We start from the raw sequence: 16,154 nt of genomic DNA on the forward strand, positions 1-16,154 counted from the left end.
AGGCAACTGGGAGAGCAGGGCTGCCTATGAGGGCCGGAAACGCACATTCATCGTTAAGGCTTCACTGATCGCTGGAAACCGTGCGATAAGCCTTTAAAAGAGAGAACCCCGCTAAAAAGCGGGGTTCGTCAGCAACCTGAACGGGGCTTGATGCCCCGTTTTTTGTGTCTGGCAATACCTGTCTAATCCCGTCGCAGTTTGTCCGAAACAGCGATAGGTGAAGGGTAGTTGAAAATGACCACGTAGGTGGATAGCAGGAAGGTCAGGATGGCCGTTGCTTGGATAACATGTGAAGCCTCCTGGCCTATCAGTGCGGCGCTGGTGGCGATGTAAGCGATCAGTAATGAAAACTCACTGATCTGCCCCAGGCGGAATCCAACCTCCCAAGCTAGGCTTTTGCTCTCGCTTATCTTGCTGAGCAGGAAGCGGAATACAACCGGCTTCAGGCCCACAACCAGCACTGCCAGGATGATAGACGGCAGGATGATGTCACCCAGCAGGGTAAGGTTGAAGCTCGCACCGATCGAGAAGAAGAACAGGATCAGGAAGAAATCACGCAGTGGTTTCAAACTGGTGGCGATGTACTGTGCAATTGGGCTGGTCGCGATCGAAACCCCGGCAACAAATGCACCAATCTCCGCAGAGAGTCCGGACATTTGGGCGATCTCTGCCAATCCCAGGCACCAGCCGATGGCCAGCAGAAAAATGTACTCATGAAAGCGGTCAAAGCGCTGAATCAGTTTTAGCAGCACGTATTTCACAAACACAAACGCCGACACGATCAGAATTGGCAGGGCGGCCAGGGTTTTCAGGTAGGTACCCATGCCGTTGCTTTCCGCCTCACCGCTGTACAGGAACAGCAATACCATAATCGCGATGACGTCCTGCAGGAGAAGCAGACCAACAACCAGCTCACCGGTATGGCGATGGTGCAGTACGGTGGTTGGCAGCAGCTTGATCCCTATGATGGTGCTGGAAAACATCAGGGCGGCACCAATAATGGCGGCTTCCGCTTGTGTATAACCGAAAGCGACACCGATGCCGTAACCCGTAGCAAAAAAAATGACCGAGCTACCGATGGCCACTAATGTTGCCTTTTTCAGCATATGAATCAGGTGGCTGGGTTGCATGTCCAGACCCAGCAGGAACAGCAGGAAAATGATGCCGATATGGGAGATCTCCGACATCATCTGGGTGTCACTGACATATCCCATACCGTAAGGACCCAGGATTGCGCCCAGCACGATGTAGGCAACCAGCAGGGGTTGGCGGGTATAAAGGGCGGCAGACGCCAGAATTGCAGCGCCGGTAAAGATCAAAAAAAACGAAAAAACGAGGTTGTGCCCTTCCATCTACTCTGCGGTCCTTGATCAGTGTGAACTCGTCTCAGTTTATCAGATGCGAGGGTGCCCTTTATACCGCTATCTCTGCCCAGCGGCGCTTTGACCAAACATAAGAGAATATGACGGACGAAAGAGCACGGTGGATTAGTTGTACCAGCCAGATGCCTAACAAGCCAAATCCCAGGTGCGGGCCGATCAGCCAGGCCAGTGGCAGGTAAAACGCCCATTGGCTGGCGGTGCTTATGTAGAGCACGGAGCGGTTGGCGCCAGCACCCAGCAAGGATTGGGTCAGAACGATGGCCGCGGTGTCAACGCAGATCGCCAAGGCTGTGATCTGGAGTGGCAGTCGCGCTTCAGCCAGTACGTCCGCCTGATGGATAAATAGGCCGAGTACCAGGTCGGGCGCCAGCCACATTGGCAGGCTCAACAGCATGATTGTACCCAGAGCGGTCTTTATGGTGTCCCAGCCCCACTGACAGGCTTCTTCTGTTTTACGCTCTCCCAGGGAGTGACTCACCAGCGAAGTGGAGGCGATGCCGAATCCAACGCCGGGCAGGATCAGGAACAGGGCAAGGTTGATCAGTACGTGGGCGATGGCCTGCTCCTGAGTGCCAAGCTGCCCGATAATCCAGAACAAGGTGCAGATGCCGCCAGCAAAAAAGAATTGCTGCAGCGAGTGGGGGATACACAGCCCCAGCAAACGGCCGATTGATGCTGTACCTCGCTGATAACGCAGAAAACCGTGAGGACGTGCATCACGCCAAATCAATACAGCGTTCAGTATGCAGCCCAAGTAGAGAGCAATGGCGGTACCTAAACCCGCTCCGGGTGCGCCCATTGCAGGTAGGCCAAAGTGCCCGAAGATCAATCCGTAGCTGATAATAACGTTGAGTAGGTGAATAGCGATCAGGGTAGCCAGGTAAGTGCCCGGGCGTTTGGTGCCGTTCCACCATCCACGAAAGGAGAGGTTGATGCCCACGGCTAACATTGCCATGGTGCGGTAGTCGAAATACCGTTGCCCGATCTCCTGTGTGGCTAGATCGTCTGTTACTAAGGCGATGATCTGATCTGAAAACGACAGATAGAGAAGGCTGAGCGGCAGGGCAAAAAACAGTGAAATCGCCAAACCCCAGTTGACCGGGCGGGCCATTTCGTCGATCTGACCCTGGCCCTTGCGTCGTGCGACCATCGCCTGTACACCCGATGAGAGCCCTAGAATCAGGCTCACAGCGACAAAATTGGCGTAACTGCCGGCACCCACGCCAGCAAGGGCGCGATCCCCCAAACTGCCCACCATCGCAGCGTCTACCAGATTCAGTATGCTCTGTGACAGCATGCCACCAATGATTGGCAGGCCGAGCAGCATAATCGTTTTGTAGCGTTGGGTTGCAGGCATCGTGGATTGGGGGCAAAAGAAAAGGCGCAAGTTTAACAGAAATATCCCTGCATGCCCTCTGGTTAATAACTGAGCAATTTACTCAGAAATAGAATCGGTGTATGCTTCAGCCAGATAGAGCAAGTAAAAGTTAAGACAGGATTTTGTATGACCATTACGGTAACCGAAAGCGCCGAAAACTATCTGGCAGAACTGTTAGCTAAGCAGGACGTTGAAGGGATTGCTGTCCGCATGTTTGTTACTCAGCCGGGCACGCCTTACGCAGAATCTTGTCTTGCATATTGCCGTCCGGACGAAGTGATTGAAGACGATGAAGTAATGGAGCTGAGCAAGTTCCGTGTCTACATCGAACAGAACAGCGTGCCATACCTTGAAGAAGCGATGGTGGACTTCGCGGAAGACCGTATGGGCGGCCAGCTGACCATCAAAGCGCCAAACTCCAAGGTGCCTAAAGTCTCTCCTGACAGCCCAATGGACGAGCAGATCAACTACATACTTTACTCAGACATCAACCCTGGTCTGGCCTCTCACGGTGGTGAGGTAAAACTGGTCGAATTGGTGGAAGAGGAGAATGGGCACATCGCAATTCTGCAGTTTGGTGGCGGTTGCCAGGGTTGCAGCGCAGTCGATATGACCCTGAAAGACGGTGTCGAGAAAACGCTGGTCGAGCGTGTCGCAGGCCTCGCCGGGGTGCGGGATGTGACAGACCACAGCGTGCGAGACAACGCATACTACAAATAAAGATCAAAAAGGGGCGCTTCAGCCCCTTTTTTGACTTCGCCCAGTGATGGTTGATGCTATATATTGAAGGCAGCTCCATTTATCTAAGAACCTGATTTTTTTATATCAATTGGTTGTAATTGGCTGTTGGCATCCCCATCTAGCCAATAACAGGTTTTTAGTTCGTGTTTATAGCACCTGCCTCTGCAGGTGCCAGTATCTGATAAGGTAGGCTCATCATGGCGCAAACAGACGAAAACAACGTACAGGTAACTACCGAGCTCCCGGTTCTTCCGCTGCGCGACGTAGTGGTATACCCGCACATGGTGATTCCACTTTTCGTGGGCCGCGAAAAGTCGATTCAGGCTTTGGAAGTGGCGATGAGCCAGGAAAAAGAGATTCTGCTGGTCGCTCAGAAAAATGCGTCGGACGACGATCCGGCGGCAGACGAGCTGTTTGACGTAGGTACCGTTGCCAGCGTTCTGCAGATGCTGAAATTGCCGGATGGCACTGTAAAAGTGCTAGTGGAAGGTGATTTCCGCGCGTCTATCAAGGCCTTGCACGACGATCACGAGTACTTCTCTGCAGAAGTCGAGGCCCTGGCGATCGAAGATGTCACCGATGCCGAGGCGGAACTGTACAAGCGCACCATGCTGGAGCAGTTCGAGCGCTTTGTTCAGGTGAACAAGAAGATCCCGTCAGAGGTTTTGTCTTCCCTGCAGAACATTGATGATGCCGGTCGTTTGGCCGATACCATCGCTGCACACATGTCACTCAAGCTGGAAGAGAAGCAGAAGATTCTCGAGATGCTGAGCAATCGCGAGCGCCTTGAGCACCTGATGGCGCTGATGGAAGGTGAAATCGATCTGGTTGAGGTCGAGAAGCGCATCCGTGGCCGTGTTAAGAAGCAGATGGAGAAAAGCCAGCGCGAGTACTATCTGAATGAGCAGATGAAGGCGATTCAGAAAGAGCTGGGTGATCTGGACGAAACCGGTTCCAACGATATGGAGCAGCTCAAACAGCGCATCGAAGAGGCGGGTATGCCACAGGAAGCGCTGGATAAGACCATGAGCGAGTACACCAAGCTGAAGATGATGTCTCCGATGTCTGCAGAAGCAACGGTGGTGCGTGGTTATATCGACTGGATGCTGCAGATTCCTTGGACCAAGCGTTCCAAGGTTCGTCATGACATGAAACGTGCCGAGAAGATCCTGAACGAAGACCACTACGGTTTGGAAGAGGTGAAGGATCGTATTCTGGAATACTTGGCGGTTCAGCGTCGTGTTAAGAAACTGAAAGGTCCGATCCTGTGTCTGGTAGGTCCTCCGGGTGTGGGTAAAACCTCCCTGGGGCGTTCCATCGCCCGTGCGACCAACCGTAAGTACGTACGTATGGCGCTGGGTGGTGTGCGTGACGAAGCAGAAATTCGTGGTCACCGTCGCACCTACATCGGTTCTATGCCGGGTAAGCTGGTGCAGAAAATGTCCAAGGTGGGTGTGAAGAACCCGCTGTTCCTGTTGGATGAGATCGACAAGATGGGTATGGATCACCGTGGTGATCCAGCGTCTGCGCTGCTGGAGGTTCTGGACCCTGAACAGAACAGTACCTTCAACGACCACTACCTGGAAGTGGACTACGACCTGTCCGATGTGATGTTTGTGTGTACCTCCAACTCCATGAACATCCCAGGTCCTTTGCTGGACCGTATGGAGCTGATCCGCATCCCGGGTTACACCGAAGATGAGAAGCTGAACATTGCGCGTAAGTACCTGATTCCTAAACAGCTGAAGAACAATGGGCTGAAGGAGAAAGAGGTTCAGATCGAAGATTCTGCCGTGACGGGTCTGATCCGTTACTACACCCGTGAAGCGGGTGTGCGTGGTCTGGAGCGTGAAATTGCCAAGCTGTGCCGTAAGGTGGTGAAAGAGCTGGCGCTGGCCGATAAAGCCGAGCTGCCGGTAGTTATCACTGATGAGCAGCTGGAGAAATACTCCGGCGTGAAGAAACACAAGTTCGGCATGGCGGAGGAGCAGGACCTAGTGGGTCACGTTACCGGTCTGGCTTGGACTCAGGTGGGCGGCGACATTCTCAGTATTGAGGGTGCTGTGGTGCCGGGTAAGGGGCGTCAGGTAACAACCGGTAGCCTGGGTGATGTGATGAAGGAATCCATCCAGGCAGCGCTGACAGTGGTGCGCAACCGTTCTCACAGCCTGGGTATTCAGTCAGATTTTCATGAGAAGAACGATATTCATATTCACGTTCCGGAAGGTGCAACACCAAAAGATGGCCCAAGTGCCGGTATTGGGATGTGTACGGCGCTGGTGTCTGTTTTGACCAATATCCCAGTGCGTTCCGATGTGGCCATGACCGGTGAAATCACCCTGCGCGGGCAGGTTTTGCCGATCGGCGGACTGAAGGAAAAACTGCTCGCAGCGCACCGTGGCGGTATTAAAACTGTCATCATTCCTGAAGAGAATGAGCGCGATTTGAAAGAAATTCCTGCCAATATCAAAGCAGATCTCGATATTAAGCCGGTTCGCTGGATTGATGAGGTGCTGGAGATTGCACTCAAATACCAACCGGAACCTCTGAAGGGTGATGCAGAAGAGGACGTCTCTGGCAAGGAAAAATCAGCAAAAAATGAGCACGGGCAAATAAAGGCACATTAGGCAAATCAAGGGGTAGAAAGGCGTTGAAGCGTGTTGACACCCCTTTCTGCCTGTTGGTATAAATTGCCAAGACCATCTTGCTGGACTGGATTTTTAGATATAACAACTAGATCTTTTCGATAAAGGGGAACAATGTGAATAAGTCTGAACTGATCGACGCTATTGCTGCTTCTGCAGACATCTCTAAAGCTGCAGCTGGTCGTGCACTGGACGCGACTCTGGAAGCAGTAACTGGTGCACTGCAGAACGGTGATTCTGTTGCACTGGTAGGTTTCGGTACTTTTGCTGTAAAAGAGCGTGCTGCTCGTACTGGTCGTAACCCACAGACTGGTAAGCCAATCGAAATCGCTGCTGCTACTCTGCCTACCTTCAAACCAGGTAAGGCTCTGAAAGACGCAGTAAACAAGTAAAACCCGGTAGCGTCGGGGTTTTACTCCGGAACGGTTTGAATAGGACTTGAGCTTGTCCAGCCGTTCCAACCAAGTTCCTCGTGGAAGGGGATCTAAAGAAAAGGTGGGGGGGTTTAAGTTGTTAGGTGCCTCACTTTCTCCACAAACCGGCCTGTATCTTTTGACATTCGTCGGTTAAAAATTTGAAAAAGGCGCATTCCTTTACGGGACTGCGCCTTTTTGTTGTTAGATGATTGCCAGGATTATTGAAGCACCATGCTGCAAACGATTCGGAATAACTCTCAGAGCATCATCGCAAAAGTGATTGTAGGCCTTATCGCCGTCACCTTTGCGCTCTTCGGTGTTGAATCACTTGTAAGTCTGACAAGTGGTAGTAACGCCCCTGCAACTGTGAACGGGGAAGAGATCAGCGAGCGTCAGTTGCTGCAGGGCGTTGAGTTACAACGTCGTCAGCTGCTGAATCAGATGGGTGAAAATGCCGATCCAACGCTGCTGGACGATAACGTAATCAGCAAAATGGTGCTGGATGGGCTGATTGAGCAGGCAGTGCTGACTCAAGCGGCCGACAGCCAAGGCATGATTTTCTCTGATCGTATGATCGATCAACTGCTGGTAAGCACACCAAGCTTCCAGGTCGACGGTAAATTTGATCGAGCACAGTTCGAAGCTGTACTGCGAAATGCTGGTCTGACACCGATGATGTACCGTGATCTGGTACGCAAAGAGAAGCTCGTAGAGCAGATGCGTACCGGCTACCTGCTATCTGCCTTTGCGCTGGAGTCTGAACTGAGCAATGTCGTAGCGCTGGATCAGCAGACGCGTGATCTGAGCTACTTCACTCTCGACAGTGACAAGGTTGCAGCCGAGATTCAGGTCTCCGACGATGAAGCACGCGGTTTCTACGATGCCAATCGCGGCAACTACAAGACCGAAGAGCAGGTTGTTGTCGAGTACCTGCTGCTGGACAAGGTCAAGATGCTGGATGAAGTGGATGTCTCTGACGACGAGATTCAGCAGCAGTACCAGGCCCTGCTTGAGAACTTCGAAGGCCAGGAAGAGCGCCAGGCGTCTCATATCCTGATTGAAATCTCAGACGAGCGCAGTGCAGATGATGCCGAAGCGAAGGCAAAAGAGCTTGCACAGCGTATTGCTGCAGGTGAAGACTTTGCCGAGCTGGCTAAGGCTGAATCTGACGATCCGGGCTCTGCTGAAAACGGCGGTGACCTGGGTTTCAATGCCAAAGGTTTGTTTGTACCTGAGTTTGAAGACGCCCTGTTTGCGATGGAGAAAGGCCAGGTATCCGAGCCGGTACTGACTGACTTCGGTTACCACATCATCAAGCTGGTAGATATCCAGGCGACTGAACCGCCAAGCTTCGAAGAGGCTCAGAACGAGATCAAATATGACCTGCTGCGTGAAAAAGCAGAAGGCGTTTACGTTGAACGTCTGGAGCGTCTGGCTGATCTGAGCTTCTCTTCCGGTGACCTGATCGAGCCGTCTGAAGCTCTGGGTATGGAGATCATGACCAGTGAGCCGTTCAGCCGTCTTGGTGGTAATGACGACGTAACCGGTAGCAACCGTGTGGTTGCGACAGCGTTTTCCGAGGAACTGCTGAAAGAGGGTGTAAACAGTACGCCAATCGAACTGGATGCCTCTCGTTCTGTTGTGGTTCGTGTCAAAGAGCATAAGCAGCCACGAGAGCAGGGCTATGACGAAGTTGCAGAAGAAGTTAAGGCGCAGCTGCTGAATGAGCGCATTGCTAAAGCGCTGGATGAAAAAGTTGCGGATATTCTGGCAGCACTGAATGCGGGTGAGACGCTGGCCTCTCAGGCAGGTGACTCCGAAGTTAAAACACTGGAAACAGTAAACCGTTCTCAGCGTGAACTGCCACCAGAAGTGCTGCAGCAGGCGTTTAAGGTGCCTCATCCGGCAGAAGGTCAGATGAGCTATGCATCTGCCGCACTGGGAGACGGTGGCCGTGCGATCATCGCGATTTCCGGCGTAGAGCAGGGTAGCGCTGAATCTATGAGCGACGACGAGCGTAAAGCGATGCAGTCCGTTCTTGGATCCCGTACTGGCCAGTACGACTACCAGGATCTGGTTGCAGAGCTGAACGCAGGCGCAGAGGTCGAGCGTCTGTAAAACTAAGCTAAATCATGAAAAACCGGCATCCTTTTCGGGGTGCCGGTTTTTTTGTGCCTGTAGCTGGCTTTTGGCTGGGGCTGTCTTTGGGATAGGTGCGAAAGTAGTAGAAAAAGCCTGCGGATGGATAACGGCGAAGTTGACGTATCGGGACGAAGCTTAAGTTAGCCAACTCAGATGCTTAACCAGAACCTTTGCGGAGTGTGTCCCATGCCCGTTGCCAAAATAGATCTGCTGGAAAGCTGTTCCCAGGAACAGAAGGAACGCCTGGGGCAGGAGATGATTGAACTTATCAGCCGTACCGTGATTGTGCCGCGTGACCGAATCAAGGTGATCATTCAGGATCGAGCCAACGGTCCGGACCATACCGGGGGATTTACCTTTATCCACGGTTAATACCCCTCAACTTCTGAGCGTAATCGCCGCTAACCTCTTTTTGTACGACGTGGTACGCAGCATAAGGAACTGTCTGCTACTATGTCTCGGTTGTTTACTTCAGGATTTGCAGGTTATGGATTTCGCATCGTTGATCGGGATTATCTCCGGTCTGGCTCTTATAATTTCTGCCATCGTGCTTGGCGGTAGTGCAGATGTCTTCGTAAACGTACCAGGTTTAATGATTGTTGCTGGTGGTACCATCGCAGCGACCTTTCTTACCGTATCCTTCAAGGATGTACTCAAAGCCTTTAAGGCGGCTTACATCGTCTTCTCTCGCGATAAAACCAATGCCCAAAAGATGATCCAGACAATGCTGGAGCTGAGCCGCATCAGTCACCGCCATGGCCTGATTAAACTGGGTGATGTTAAAACCAGCTCCAATGTTTTAAAGCGTGCCTGTAACCTCCTGGCGGAAGCCGCTTCCGAGCAGGTGATCCGCAATACGCTGCAGAATGAGATCGACTCGCTGATCATGCGTCACTACGCAGTTCAGGATGTCTTCAAGAAAATGGCCGCCTATGCACCTGCGTTTGGCATGTTGGGTACACTGATTGGTCTTATTCAGATGCTGAGTGAGCTTGATAACCCGGAGACCATCGGTCCGTCCATGGCTGTTGCGCTGCTGACCACTTTTTATGGGTCTCTGCTGTCTACCATGGTGTTCTTGCCGATCGCCGGCAAGTTGCGCGCCCGAACCCTGTCGGAAGTGGCGAATCTGGAGATCATCCGTGAAGGTTGTATCGGTATTCTGACCAATGACCACTACATGCACGTTTACGAGCAGCTTGCGTCCTATCTACCGGAGGCCGAGCGCAAGCCGGTAAAAGTAGGTGGTGCACGAAAGGCTGCCAGCGCCAACGCGGGCAAAGAAGCACCTGCGGCTGCCGAGGCTAAAGGAAAAGCTAAGTGAAAACCAAGCACAGCTTTCCGGACGATGACAATGAGATGGGCTGGTTGGTCACCTATGCCGACCTGATGACCCTTTTGCTGGTGTTCTTCGTATTATTGTTCTCCATCTCAAGTGTTGAGAAGGATCGGTTTGAAGTGTTTGTGAATGCATTGCAGGTAGAGTTTCAGGGGGCTTTGTCTGCCAACAGTCTGGTTGACCTGAATGTTATTGCGCCGGTAACCACGGATATTCCACAGCCACTGAAGATCGATGTAACCCAAACCTCCATCAAGACCTCTGACGCCGCTGATGGAGAGAGTGCCGGTGATAAGGCGTCCGAAAATCTCACCACCTCACCGGTTGCTCATACCGATCTCCAGGATTGGGAGATGATGGTTAGGGACTTGCAGGAGGCGGTTGATTCACAGCAATTAAGCGAGCATGCAACAGTGACTATGCCAAAAGATGGCATGGTGAAGATTGTTGTGGATGGCGCAGTGTTCTTTGAGGTGGGCTCCGCACGCCTCAACAGCCGGATCAATCCGTTTGTTAATGTCCTGCTCGACACCATGTATGAGCATCAGGACTATAAAATGAACATCCATGGCCATACGGACGATACACCGATTGATACGGAACAGTTCCCTTCCAACTGGGAGCTGTCAGCGGTACGGGCGACGACGGTGCTGCGTTATCTCGTTCGGGGTGGTGTTCAGCCAGAACGCTTGTCGGCAACAGGTTATGGTGATTCAGTGCCGTTGGCACCGAATACCAGCTACGTTAACCGTGCGCGGAATCGTCGTATTGAGTTTGTGTTGGAGAAGCAGGGCGATGATTGAGCTCGAGTACACCAGAGATAGCGGTAGACGTGCCTATCGCCATGAGATAACGGAAGAGGATGGTTTTCATTTAACCGTATCCGGCCAGGTATGTGATGCGGTTAACCTTTCTGAGAATGGTGTGGCATATAGGGTACAAGGTGAGTTGAAGGAAGAGCTGCTGCCCGCCATGTTGGAGTTTGATCTTGATGGTGTGCCTATGAGCATCTGCTGTAACTTGCAGCGGGTGAGAACAATTGATGGTATTCACTGTTGTGAATTTACCGCGATGTCGGATCGTCAGCACATCATCCTCTCGCGTTTTGTGATGCAGTGTCAGAAAGCATACATCCGACGGCAGAGCCTGAAGGGCTGATACCATACCAGAGAGTGAGCTCTCTGCTGTTCGCTTTTTATCCACATTTATGCATAATGGCCGAATGAAACGTCGTCAATCTAAAGCGGAGATCCGCGCCGAGCTTGAAAAGCAGGTCCAGTCATTTATCGACAAAGGGGGAGAGATCCAGCAGGTCGAGATGGGTGAGAGCGGGCTGGAAGATGGAAAGTATGACCCGCGTCGGTTTGGATTTGAGTCCGCTGTGCAGTCACGCACCCCGCTGAATGGCCTGTTGGCGACGATCGATTCCCGTCGGAAAAATCCAAAGCCTGATGTGGCGCTGAAAAAGAGTCGTAAACAGCCGCGCCAGAAAGTGATCTATGACGACTTTGGTGAGCCGCTGAGAAAGGTGTGGGTCGACGAGTAACCCACACTAGCTTGTACGAAAAGGGCGAAATTAGCCTTGCAGTACGGCCACAATCAGGCCGATCAGTCCACCGAACACACCACCCCATACGACCAGCCAACCGAGGTGCTCCCGGATCATGCGCTGGATAATCTCCTTCACCAGCTCCGGTGTCAGCTCTTCGAGGCGCTGTTCCACAACCTGTTCGACTTTTTGGCTCATCTCGGCCATCACGGACGGCTGTTCCAGTTCAGCTTTTAGCAATGCAACAAACTCTTCCTTCTGAGTAATTTCCTCCATGGAGCCTTTGACCTTGGCAACAAATGGCTCGCGCATCGGTTCCAGGACTGCCGCACCGCCCACCATGCTTAGCATGGAACCCAGGGATGAGGTCTCGATCACCTCGATCAGGCCGTCATATACCGGGTTGAAGTCCACTTGCTGGATTACGGGTGCCAGGTGAAGGTTGGGCTGATTACCGTTATCGGCCCCCAGAAAGCGCTCTATGTTCTCCTCCGTAAAGAACTGTTCCATCATCAATGTTTTGATCCCGAGCTTAAAATCTTCAAAGCGAGCAGGGATAACACCGGAGCCATACAGGCCGGGTACTTTCTCAAATAGCATGTGGACAGCCAGCCAGTTAGTCAGTGCACCGGAGGTGGCAAATAGACCGACAGAGAAAAGGATATCGTTGTCCTGCAGTAAACCTGCCAGGGTAGCGATAATCGCAAAACTATTGGTAATCAGGCTCTTATTCACGTTACAGATTCTCAACGCAGTTGTAGGAAACGTGGGGATCATAGCAGCGTGTCATAACGCTGTACATCAAGGGGTGGTGAGGGTTTCCAGCTCGGTGATCAGGTGCAGTGCTTCGGTCTGGGATGTGCCACATACGGACATCTCCGGCTTAAAATCGCCGCAGGCCTGAGGGCGCTCAGGTTGCCCGAAAATTGCGCACAGCAGCTCGTCGGTCAGGTGCTGACAACGCACCCCTGCAGGTTTATTTAACGCTTTGATACTTGGTGCGATACAGCAGGCACCGCATCCCATTCGACACTCCATGGGGCTCCTCTCTGCATGTGGCTGGGGCGCCATTATAGCAGTTTAATAAAGCTTAATGTTTTCCCGCCTGAATCGGTCTGCATTTTGCAAATTTTACCTCTGTACTTTGTCTTATCACGGCATCGCTGTGGTTGAAACTCTGTTACTGAAATGAACATTGCAGCAGTGCGTTTGCCTGCTGCTTTGGGCTATCAGTGATAACCCATTGCTTTGTCTGTACTTTTTACGGAGGTTTGGATTACGCGCAAACAGTATTAGTCATCTCGTCCATCAGAAAAGAAGGAATCCTGTCGATTCGGTTTCAGTGCACTGCTAGCGGCAGAGGGTAACTCTTGCCGGTCGTCTGCTGACCGAGGGCAAAAGGGTTCCGTTTTCGCATTGCCGTTTCAAATTTTGTTTTTGTGTTTTCAAAAGCAGGGGCTAACTCGTCCCAAAAAAGCTGGAACGGATATCAAGTGGTTGTTTTTCGAAAAGGCAGCAGGGGTAGGTGTGTCTGAAATACAGCCGAAATGTAAGAAGGGATTGTCTGGAGAACAGTATGATTATTCAGAGCAGCAACGTGCAGATGAGTGCGGAGCATGAGAAGTTTGAGTCGGTTACACGCAGCACAACCTTTGATGCCAGTGTCGCCAAGCTGGATTTCAGCGAACTGGTCAAGGAAGCTGGGCTTTCGTTTTCACGCGGTGGAGTCTTTACGGGGTTTCAGGCTCCGGTTAGTACAACCGAAGCCGCAAATGCTGATATCGAGGATAGAGCGACCCCACCGTCTATCCTGGTGATGACTGACAATGGCTGGCAGTTTAACACCGAAGAATCGGTGCAGAGTAACCTGGACAAGCAGCAGGAGATCACCCGGGATCGCCTGTTCAAAGGCTTATTAGAAGCTATCAGCGGTCGAAAGGTACAAATGGCCTCCATCGGGGATGACGAGCTGACCCGTCTCACCGAGAAACTACAGGGACTTAAGGAGGCGACTGCAGAGCAGCAGATGCCAGAGCGGCCCATGACCATGATGACCATGACCTTCAACGTGACCGAATCGGTGGAGGAGTACGAGTGCACCAACTTTAACAGTTGCGGTACGGTGACAACGGCAGATGGACGTGAAATTGAGTTCGGTCTTGAACTGACCATGGAGCGCAGTTATTCGGCAACCCGCACTGTCGAGGTTTCGCAGCAGGTTACGTTCACCGATCCGCTGGTGATCAACTTTGAGGGCGATGCTGCAGACCTTACCGATGAGAAGTTCAGCTTCGATCTCGATGCGGATGGTGAGGACGAGCTGATCAGCTACTTCACTAACAGCGGTATGCTAGCGCTGGACCGAAATGAGGACGGCGTGATTAACGATGGCACGGAGTTGTTTGGGGCACTGAGTGGCAACGGTTTTGCGGATCTGGCGCAGTACGATGAGGATGGCAACAACTACATCGATGAAGCTGACAGTATCTTCAACGATCTTAAGATCTGGACCAAAACCGAAGAGGAAGACATTCTGGAATCTCTGGCTGACCGTGACATTGGTGCCATCTATCTGGGATCTACCGAAACGCCTTTCGACATCAAGGGCGACGACAACCAACAAAACGGGCGGGTACGTGCCAGTGGCTTCTACCTGAGTGAAGCGGGTGATGTAGGTACCATGCAGCAGGTGGATATGGTGGTCTGATCTGCCAATCTGCAAACTGTCGGGCGCCTGGCTCCTCAGTCGGAGCGGGCGCGCCTTTTAATTGGTCAGGTTCTGGGAAGATATGCGCCAGTTGAGCCAAAAGCTGTAATCCACACGGTTAGACCGGTCCAGCACCTGCTGGAATATCTGGCTGGGTTCCCCCTTGCACTGCACTCCAACAAACTCCGGCTCGGCCCACCCGGTCAGGCCCCCCATATATTCACGGGTGTAACCCCAGGTCCCGCACGAGAGAATCGTGTCATAACGAAATTCCCGCTCACACACCACGCAGGTCTCAAAGGTTACATCGATATTTTCACCTTCAATGCCATAGGCGTCAGAAACGTATGGGGTGTCGTAGATGGCCACGGTTGAGGTTCTTGAGTGCTGCCCTTGCCAGGGTTTATCCCGGTCATCAACCGGCGTCATATGACTGCCATAGCCGTGCTCAAGTGGGCTGTTGTCGTAGAAAGGATCACTAAAACCGTCCGGAACATCGATCTGTACTGCCTGTTCTCCGTCGAATAGTCGAGCGGTGGTGCTGCGTACCTGTAGAAGGCGGTAACGGTTGCACTGAGCGAGATTAGGGCCTTTTAAGTGTCCGTTTTTATTGGCAAACAGATGGATCTCAAGTCCGATACCGGTCGCGTTGTCGCCAGGGATATAGGACGCGTTATCCCGGCTGCTGTGGTACCACTCTTTTGAAAAAACCAGTATGCCGATACTCTCTTCCTGAAAGCTGACCGAGCAGGCTTTGCCCACCAGAAGCTCTTCGGCATTGCTAAAGGGGGCTGAGAACATCAGCGTAGCTGTGCCAACGGTGTATAAAACGAGTCGTTTCAATTGCATAGCTACTCCCTTATTCACACATGAATTCCGAAAGTATTGCTATTCAGTATAGACGGTGGTGGGGAGAGTTAAGATGAAGAGGAGATTTGCGAGGCCTATTGGATAAACAGAGACTTGATTTCAGCCTGTATATCGCCGTGGCGAATTTTCAGTCTGTGATTTTGCTCTTTATCGGTATCGTGGTCTCAGCCGCGATGACCCAGTGCACTCCGGCATTCATTCCCCATTCTTCTTATTTTTGTCTTTGTCAGATGAAGGCTAGCTGGGACTGGATGATCTATCTTAGATAGTAAGGTTCTGTACCGAGCAGCAGTGAACCAGAGCAAAAAAGACAGTGCATAGTGTTGACACGGAACGGGGAGGCTCCATATGTTCGGTTTAAAGGTTAGGGTTTGCATCTTCTTTAGCTTGATGAGCTTGGTGATCAGCATGCCAGTAAAGGCTCAGGATCAGGCGGAAAAGAAAATGTGGGCGGTCACACTCTATCAAACGGTACTGACCGAAGATCCCATTGAAGACGTGATTACTGGCAGTGCGAATTACAACAGTGACTATCAGTTAACGGCGTTGGGATTGAGCCATAAAATTCCGGTTGCAGATCCGCGTTACGATTTCGAGTGGGAGATCCAGGCGGTTAAGCATACCAAGGGGCAGAATCACGAAGAACTTAATGGTCTGGTAGCGGTACGTTGGTACCCGTTTCCCTGGGATCACTACCTGGACACCGACTTTGCTGCCGGTGTTGGCCTGTCCTATGCTACTGAGCTTCCCGAATTTGAGGTAGCCAACCATGATGAGGCAGCTCAGTTTCTTGCGTATATCTTGCTTGAGCTGGAGTTTAAGCCACGTAGCTGGGAAAACTGGAGCGTAGTATTACGCAGCCACCATCGCTCTGGCGCAGTTGAGTTGTTTAATGATGTCCGTGGCGATTCAAACTCGCTGGTGCTGGGGATTAAGTCCCGCTTCTAGGGCTTTTTATGTTGGTAAGGTGCGGGATGTCGATGCT

General features: G+C 52.0%; 16 protein-coding genes. 11 read left to right on the forward strand and 5 right to left on the reverse strand.

The window, feature by feature from the left end; genetic code table 11:
* Nucleotides 1-182: 182 nt before the first annotated feature.
* Both ACEQ15_RS11820 and ACEQ15_RS11825 read right to left on the reverse strand, forming a co-directional pair.
* Nucleotides 183-1,352 carry a cation:proton antiporter gene (locus ACEQ15_RS11820; protein WP_370279394.1) on the reverse strand — a complete coding sequence of 390 codons (1,170 nt, stop codon included), beginning with the start codon at nucleotides 1,350-1,352 and terminating at the stop codon, nucleotides 183-185.
* A 61-nt stretch (nucleotides 1,353-1,413) separates the two neighbouring features.
* Nucleotides 1,414-2,739: an MATE family efflux transporter gene (locus ACEQ15_RS11825; protein WP_370279395.1), complete on the reverse strand. Its 1,326-nt coding sequence runs from the start codon at nucleotides 2,737-2,739 to the stop codon at nucleotides 1,414-1,416.
* A gap of 147 nt (nucleotides 2,740-2,886) precedes the next feature.
* Here ACEQ15_RS11825 and nfuA point away from each other — a divergent pair, with 147 nt between their 5' ends.
* From nfuA to ACEQ15_RS11870, 9 genes are all read left to right on the forward strand, one after another.
* Entirely contained in the window at nucleotides 2,887-3,480 is a 594-nt protein-coding gene (gene nfuA, locus ACEQ15_RS11830) for a Fe-S biogenesis protein NfuA (protein ID WP_370279396.1), read from the forward strand.
* A 218-nt stretch (nucleotides 3,481-3,698) separates the two neighbouring features.
* Nucleotides 3,699-6,128, forward strand: a complete 2,430-nt coding sequence (gene lon, locus ACEQ15_RS11835; protein WP_370279397.1) for an endopeptidase La — start codon at nucleotides 3,699-3,701, stop codon at nucleotides 6,126-6,128.
* Nucleotides 6,129-6,262: 134 nt separating this feature from the next.
* The gene (locus ACEQ15_RS11840; RefSeq protein ID WP_282354948.1) at nucleotides 6,263-6,538 is read left to right on the forward strand and encodes an HU family DNA-binding protein; all 276 of its coding nucleotides are present in this window, start codon (nucleotides 6,263-6,265) and stop codon (nucleotides 6,536-6,538) included.
* Between the two features lie 255 nt (nucleotides 6,539-6,793).
* Nucleotides 6,794-8,680 carry a SurA N-terminal domain-containing protein gene (locus tag ACEQ15_RS11845; RefSeq protein ID WP_370279398.1) on the forward strand — a complete coding sequence of 629 codons (1,887 nt, stop codon included), beginning with the start codon at nucleotides 6,794-6,796 and terminating at the stop codon, nucleotides 8,678-8,680.
* 210 nt (nucleotides 8,681-8,890) lie between these two features.
* Nucleotides 8,891-9,076 (forward strand): tautomerase family protein, encoded by a 186-nt coding sequence (locus tag ACEQ15_RS11850; protein ID WP_370279399.1) that lies wholly within the window; start codon nucleotides 8,891-8,893, stop codon nucleotides 9,074-9,076.
* A gap of 115 nt (nucleotides 9,077-9,191) precedes the next feature.
* Nucleotides 9,192-10,028, forward strand: a complete 837-nt coding sequence (locus tag ACEQ15_RS11855; RefSeq protein WP_370279400.1) for a motility protein A — start codon at nucleotides 9,192-9,194, stop codon at nucleotides 10,026-10,028.
* Nucleotides 10,025-10,846, forward strand: a complete 822-nt coding sequence (locus ACEQ15_RS11860) for a flagellar motor protein MotB (RefSeq protein WP_370279401.1) — start codon at nucleotides 10,025-10,027, stop codon at nucleotides 10,844-10,846. Before ACEQ15_RS11855 ends, ACEQ15_RS11860 begins: the two co-directional genes overlap by 4 nt.
* Nucleotides 10,839-11,201 carry a PilZ domain-containing protein gene (locus ACEQ15_RS11865; protein WP_370279402.1) on the forward strand — a complete coding sequence of 121 codons (363 nt, stop codon included), beginning with the start codon at nucleotides 10,839-10,841 and terminating at the stop codon, nucleotides 11,199-11,201. Before ACEQ15_RS11860 ends, ACEQ15_RS11865 begins: the two co-directional genes overlap by 8 nt.
* Nucleotides 11,202-11,265: 64 nt before the next feature.
* The gene (locus tag ACEQ15_RS11870) at nucleotides 11,266-11,589 is read left to right on the forward strand and encodes a hypothetical protein (RefSeq protein WP_370279403.1); all 324 of its coding nucleotides are present in this window, start codon (nucleotides 11,266-11,268) and stop codon (nucleotides 11,587-11,589) included.
* A gap of 30 nt (nucleotides 11,590-11,619) precedes the next feature.
* On the opposite strand, the gene ACEQ15_RS11875 is transcribed toward ACEQ15_RS11870, so the two are convergent.
* Both ACEQ15_RS11875 and ACEQ15_RS11880 read right to left on the reverse strand, forming a co-directional pair.
* Nucleotides 11,620-12,327, reverse strand: coding sequence for a DUF445 family protein (locus tag ACEQ15_RS11875; protein WP_370279404.1), 708 nt, complete (start codon nucleotides 12,325-12,327; stop codon nucleotides 11,620-11,622).
* 66 nt (nucleotides 12,328-12,393) lie between these two features.
* Nucleotides 12,394-12,630: a YkgJ family cysteine cluster protein gene (locus tag ACEQ15_RS11880; RefSeq protein ID WP_370279405.1), complete on the reverse strand. Its 237-nt coding sequence runs from the start codon at nucleotides 12,628-12,630 to the stop codon at nucleotides 12,394-12,396.
* Nucleotides 12,631-13,168: 538 nt separating this feature from the next.
* Here ACEQ15_RS11880 and ACEQ15_RS11885 point away from each other — a divergent pair.
* Nucleotides 13,169-14,299: a hypothetical protein gene (locus ACEQ15_RS11885; protein WP_370279406.1), complete on the forward strand. Its 1,131-nt coding sequence runs from the start codon at nucleotides 13,169-13,171 to the stop codon at nucleotides 14,297-14,299.
* Between the two features lie 57 nt (nucleotides 14,300-14,356).
* Here ACEQ15_RS11885 and ACEQ15_RS11890 read toward each other — a convergent pair whose 3' ends face one another.
* Nucleotides 14,357-15,148: a hypothetical protein gene (locus ACEQ15_RS11890; RefSeq protein ID WP_370279407.1), complete on the reverse strand. Its 792-nt coding sequence runs from the start codon at nucleotides 15,146-15,148 to the stop codon at nucleotides 14,357-14,359.
* Nucleotides 15,149-15,577: 429 nt separating this feature from the next.
* On the opposite strand from ACEQ15_RS11890, the gene ACEQ15_RS11895 reads away from it, so the two are divergent.
* Nucleotides 15,578-16,117 (forward strand): hypothetical protein, encoded by a 540-nt coding sequence (locus ACEQ15_RS11895; RefSeq protein WP_370279408.1) that lies wholly within the window; start codon nucleotides 15,578-15,580, stop codon nucleotides 16,115-16,117.
* Nucleotides 16,118-16,154 lie beyond the last annotated feature (37 nt).

Source organism: Pontibacterium sp. (genome assembly GCF_964228735.1).
Taxonomy (GTDB): Bacteria; Pseudomonadota; Gammaproteobacteria; order Pseudomonadales; family Balneatricaceae; genus Pontibacterium.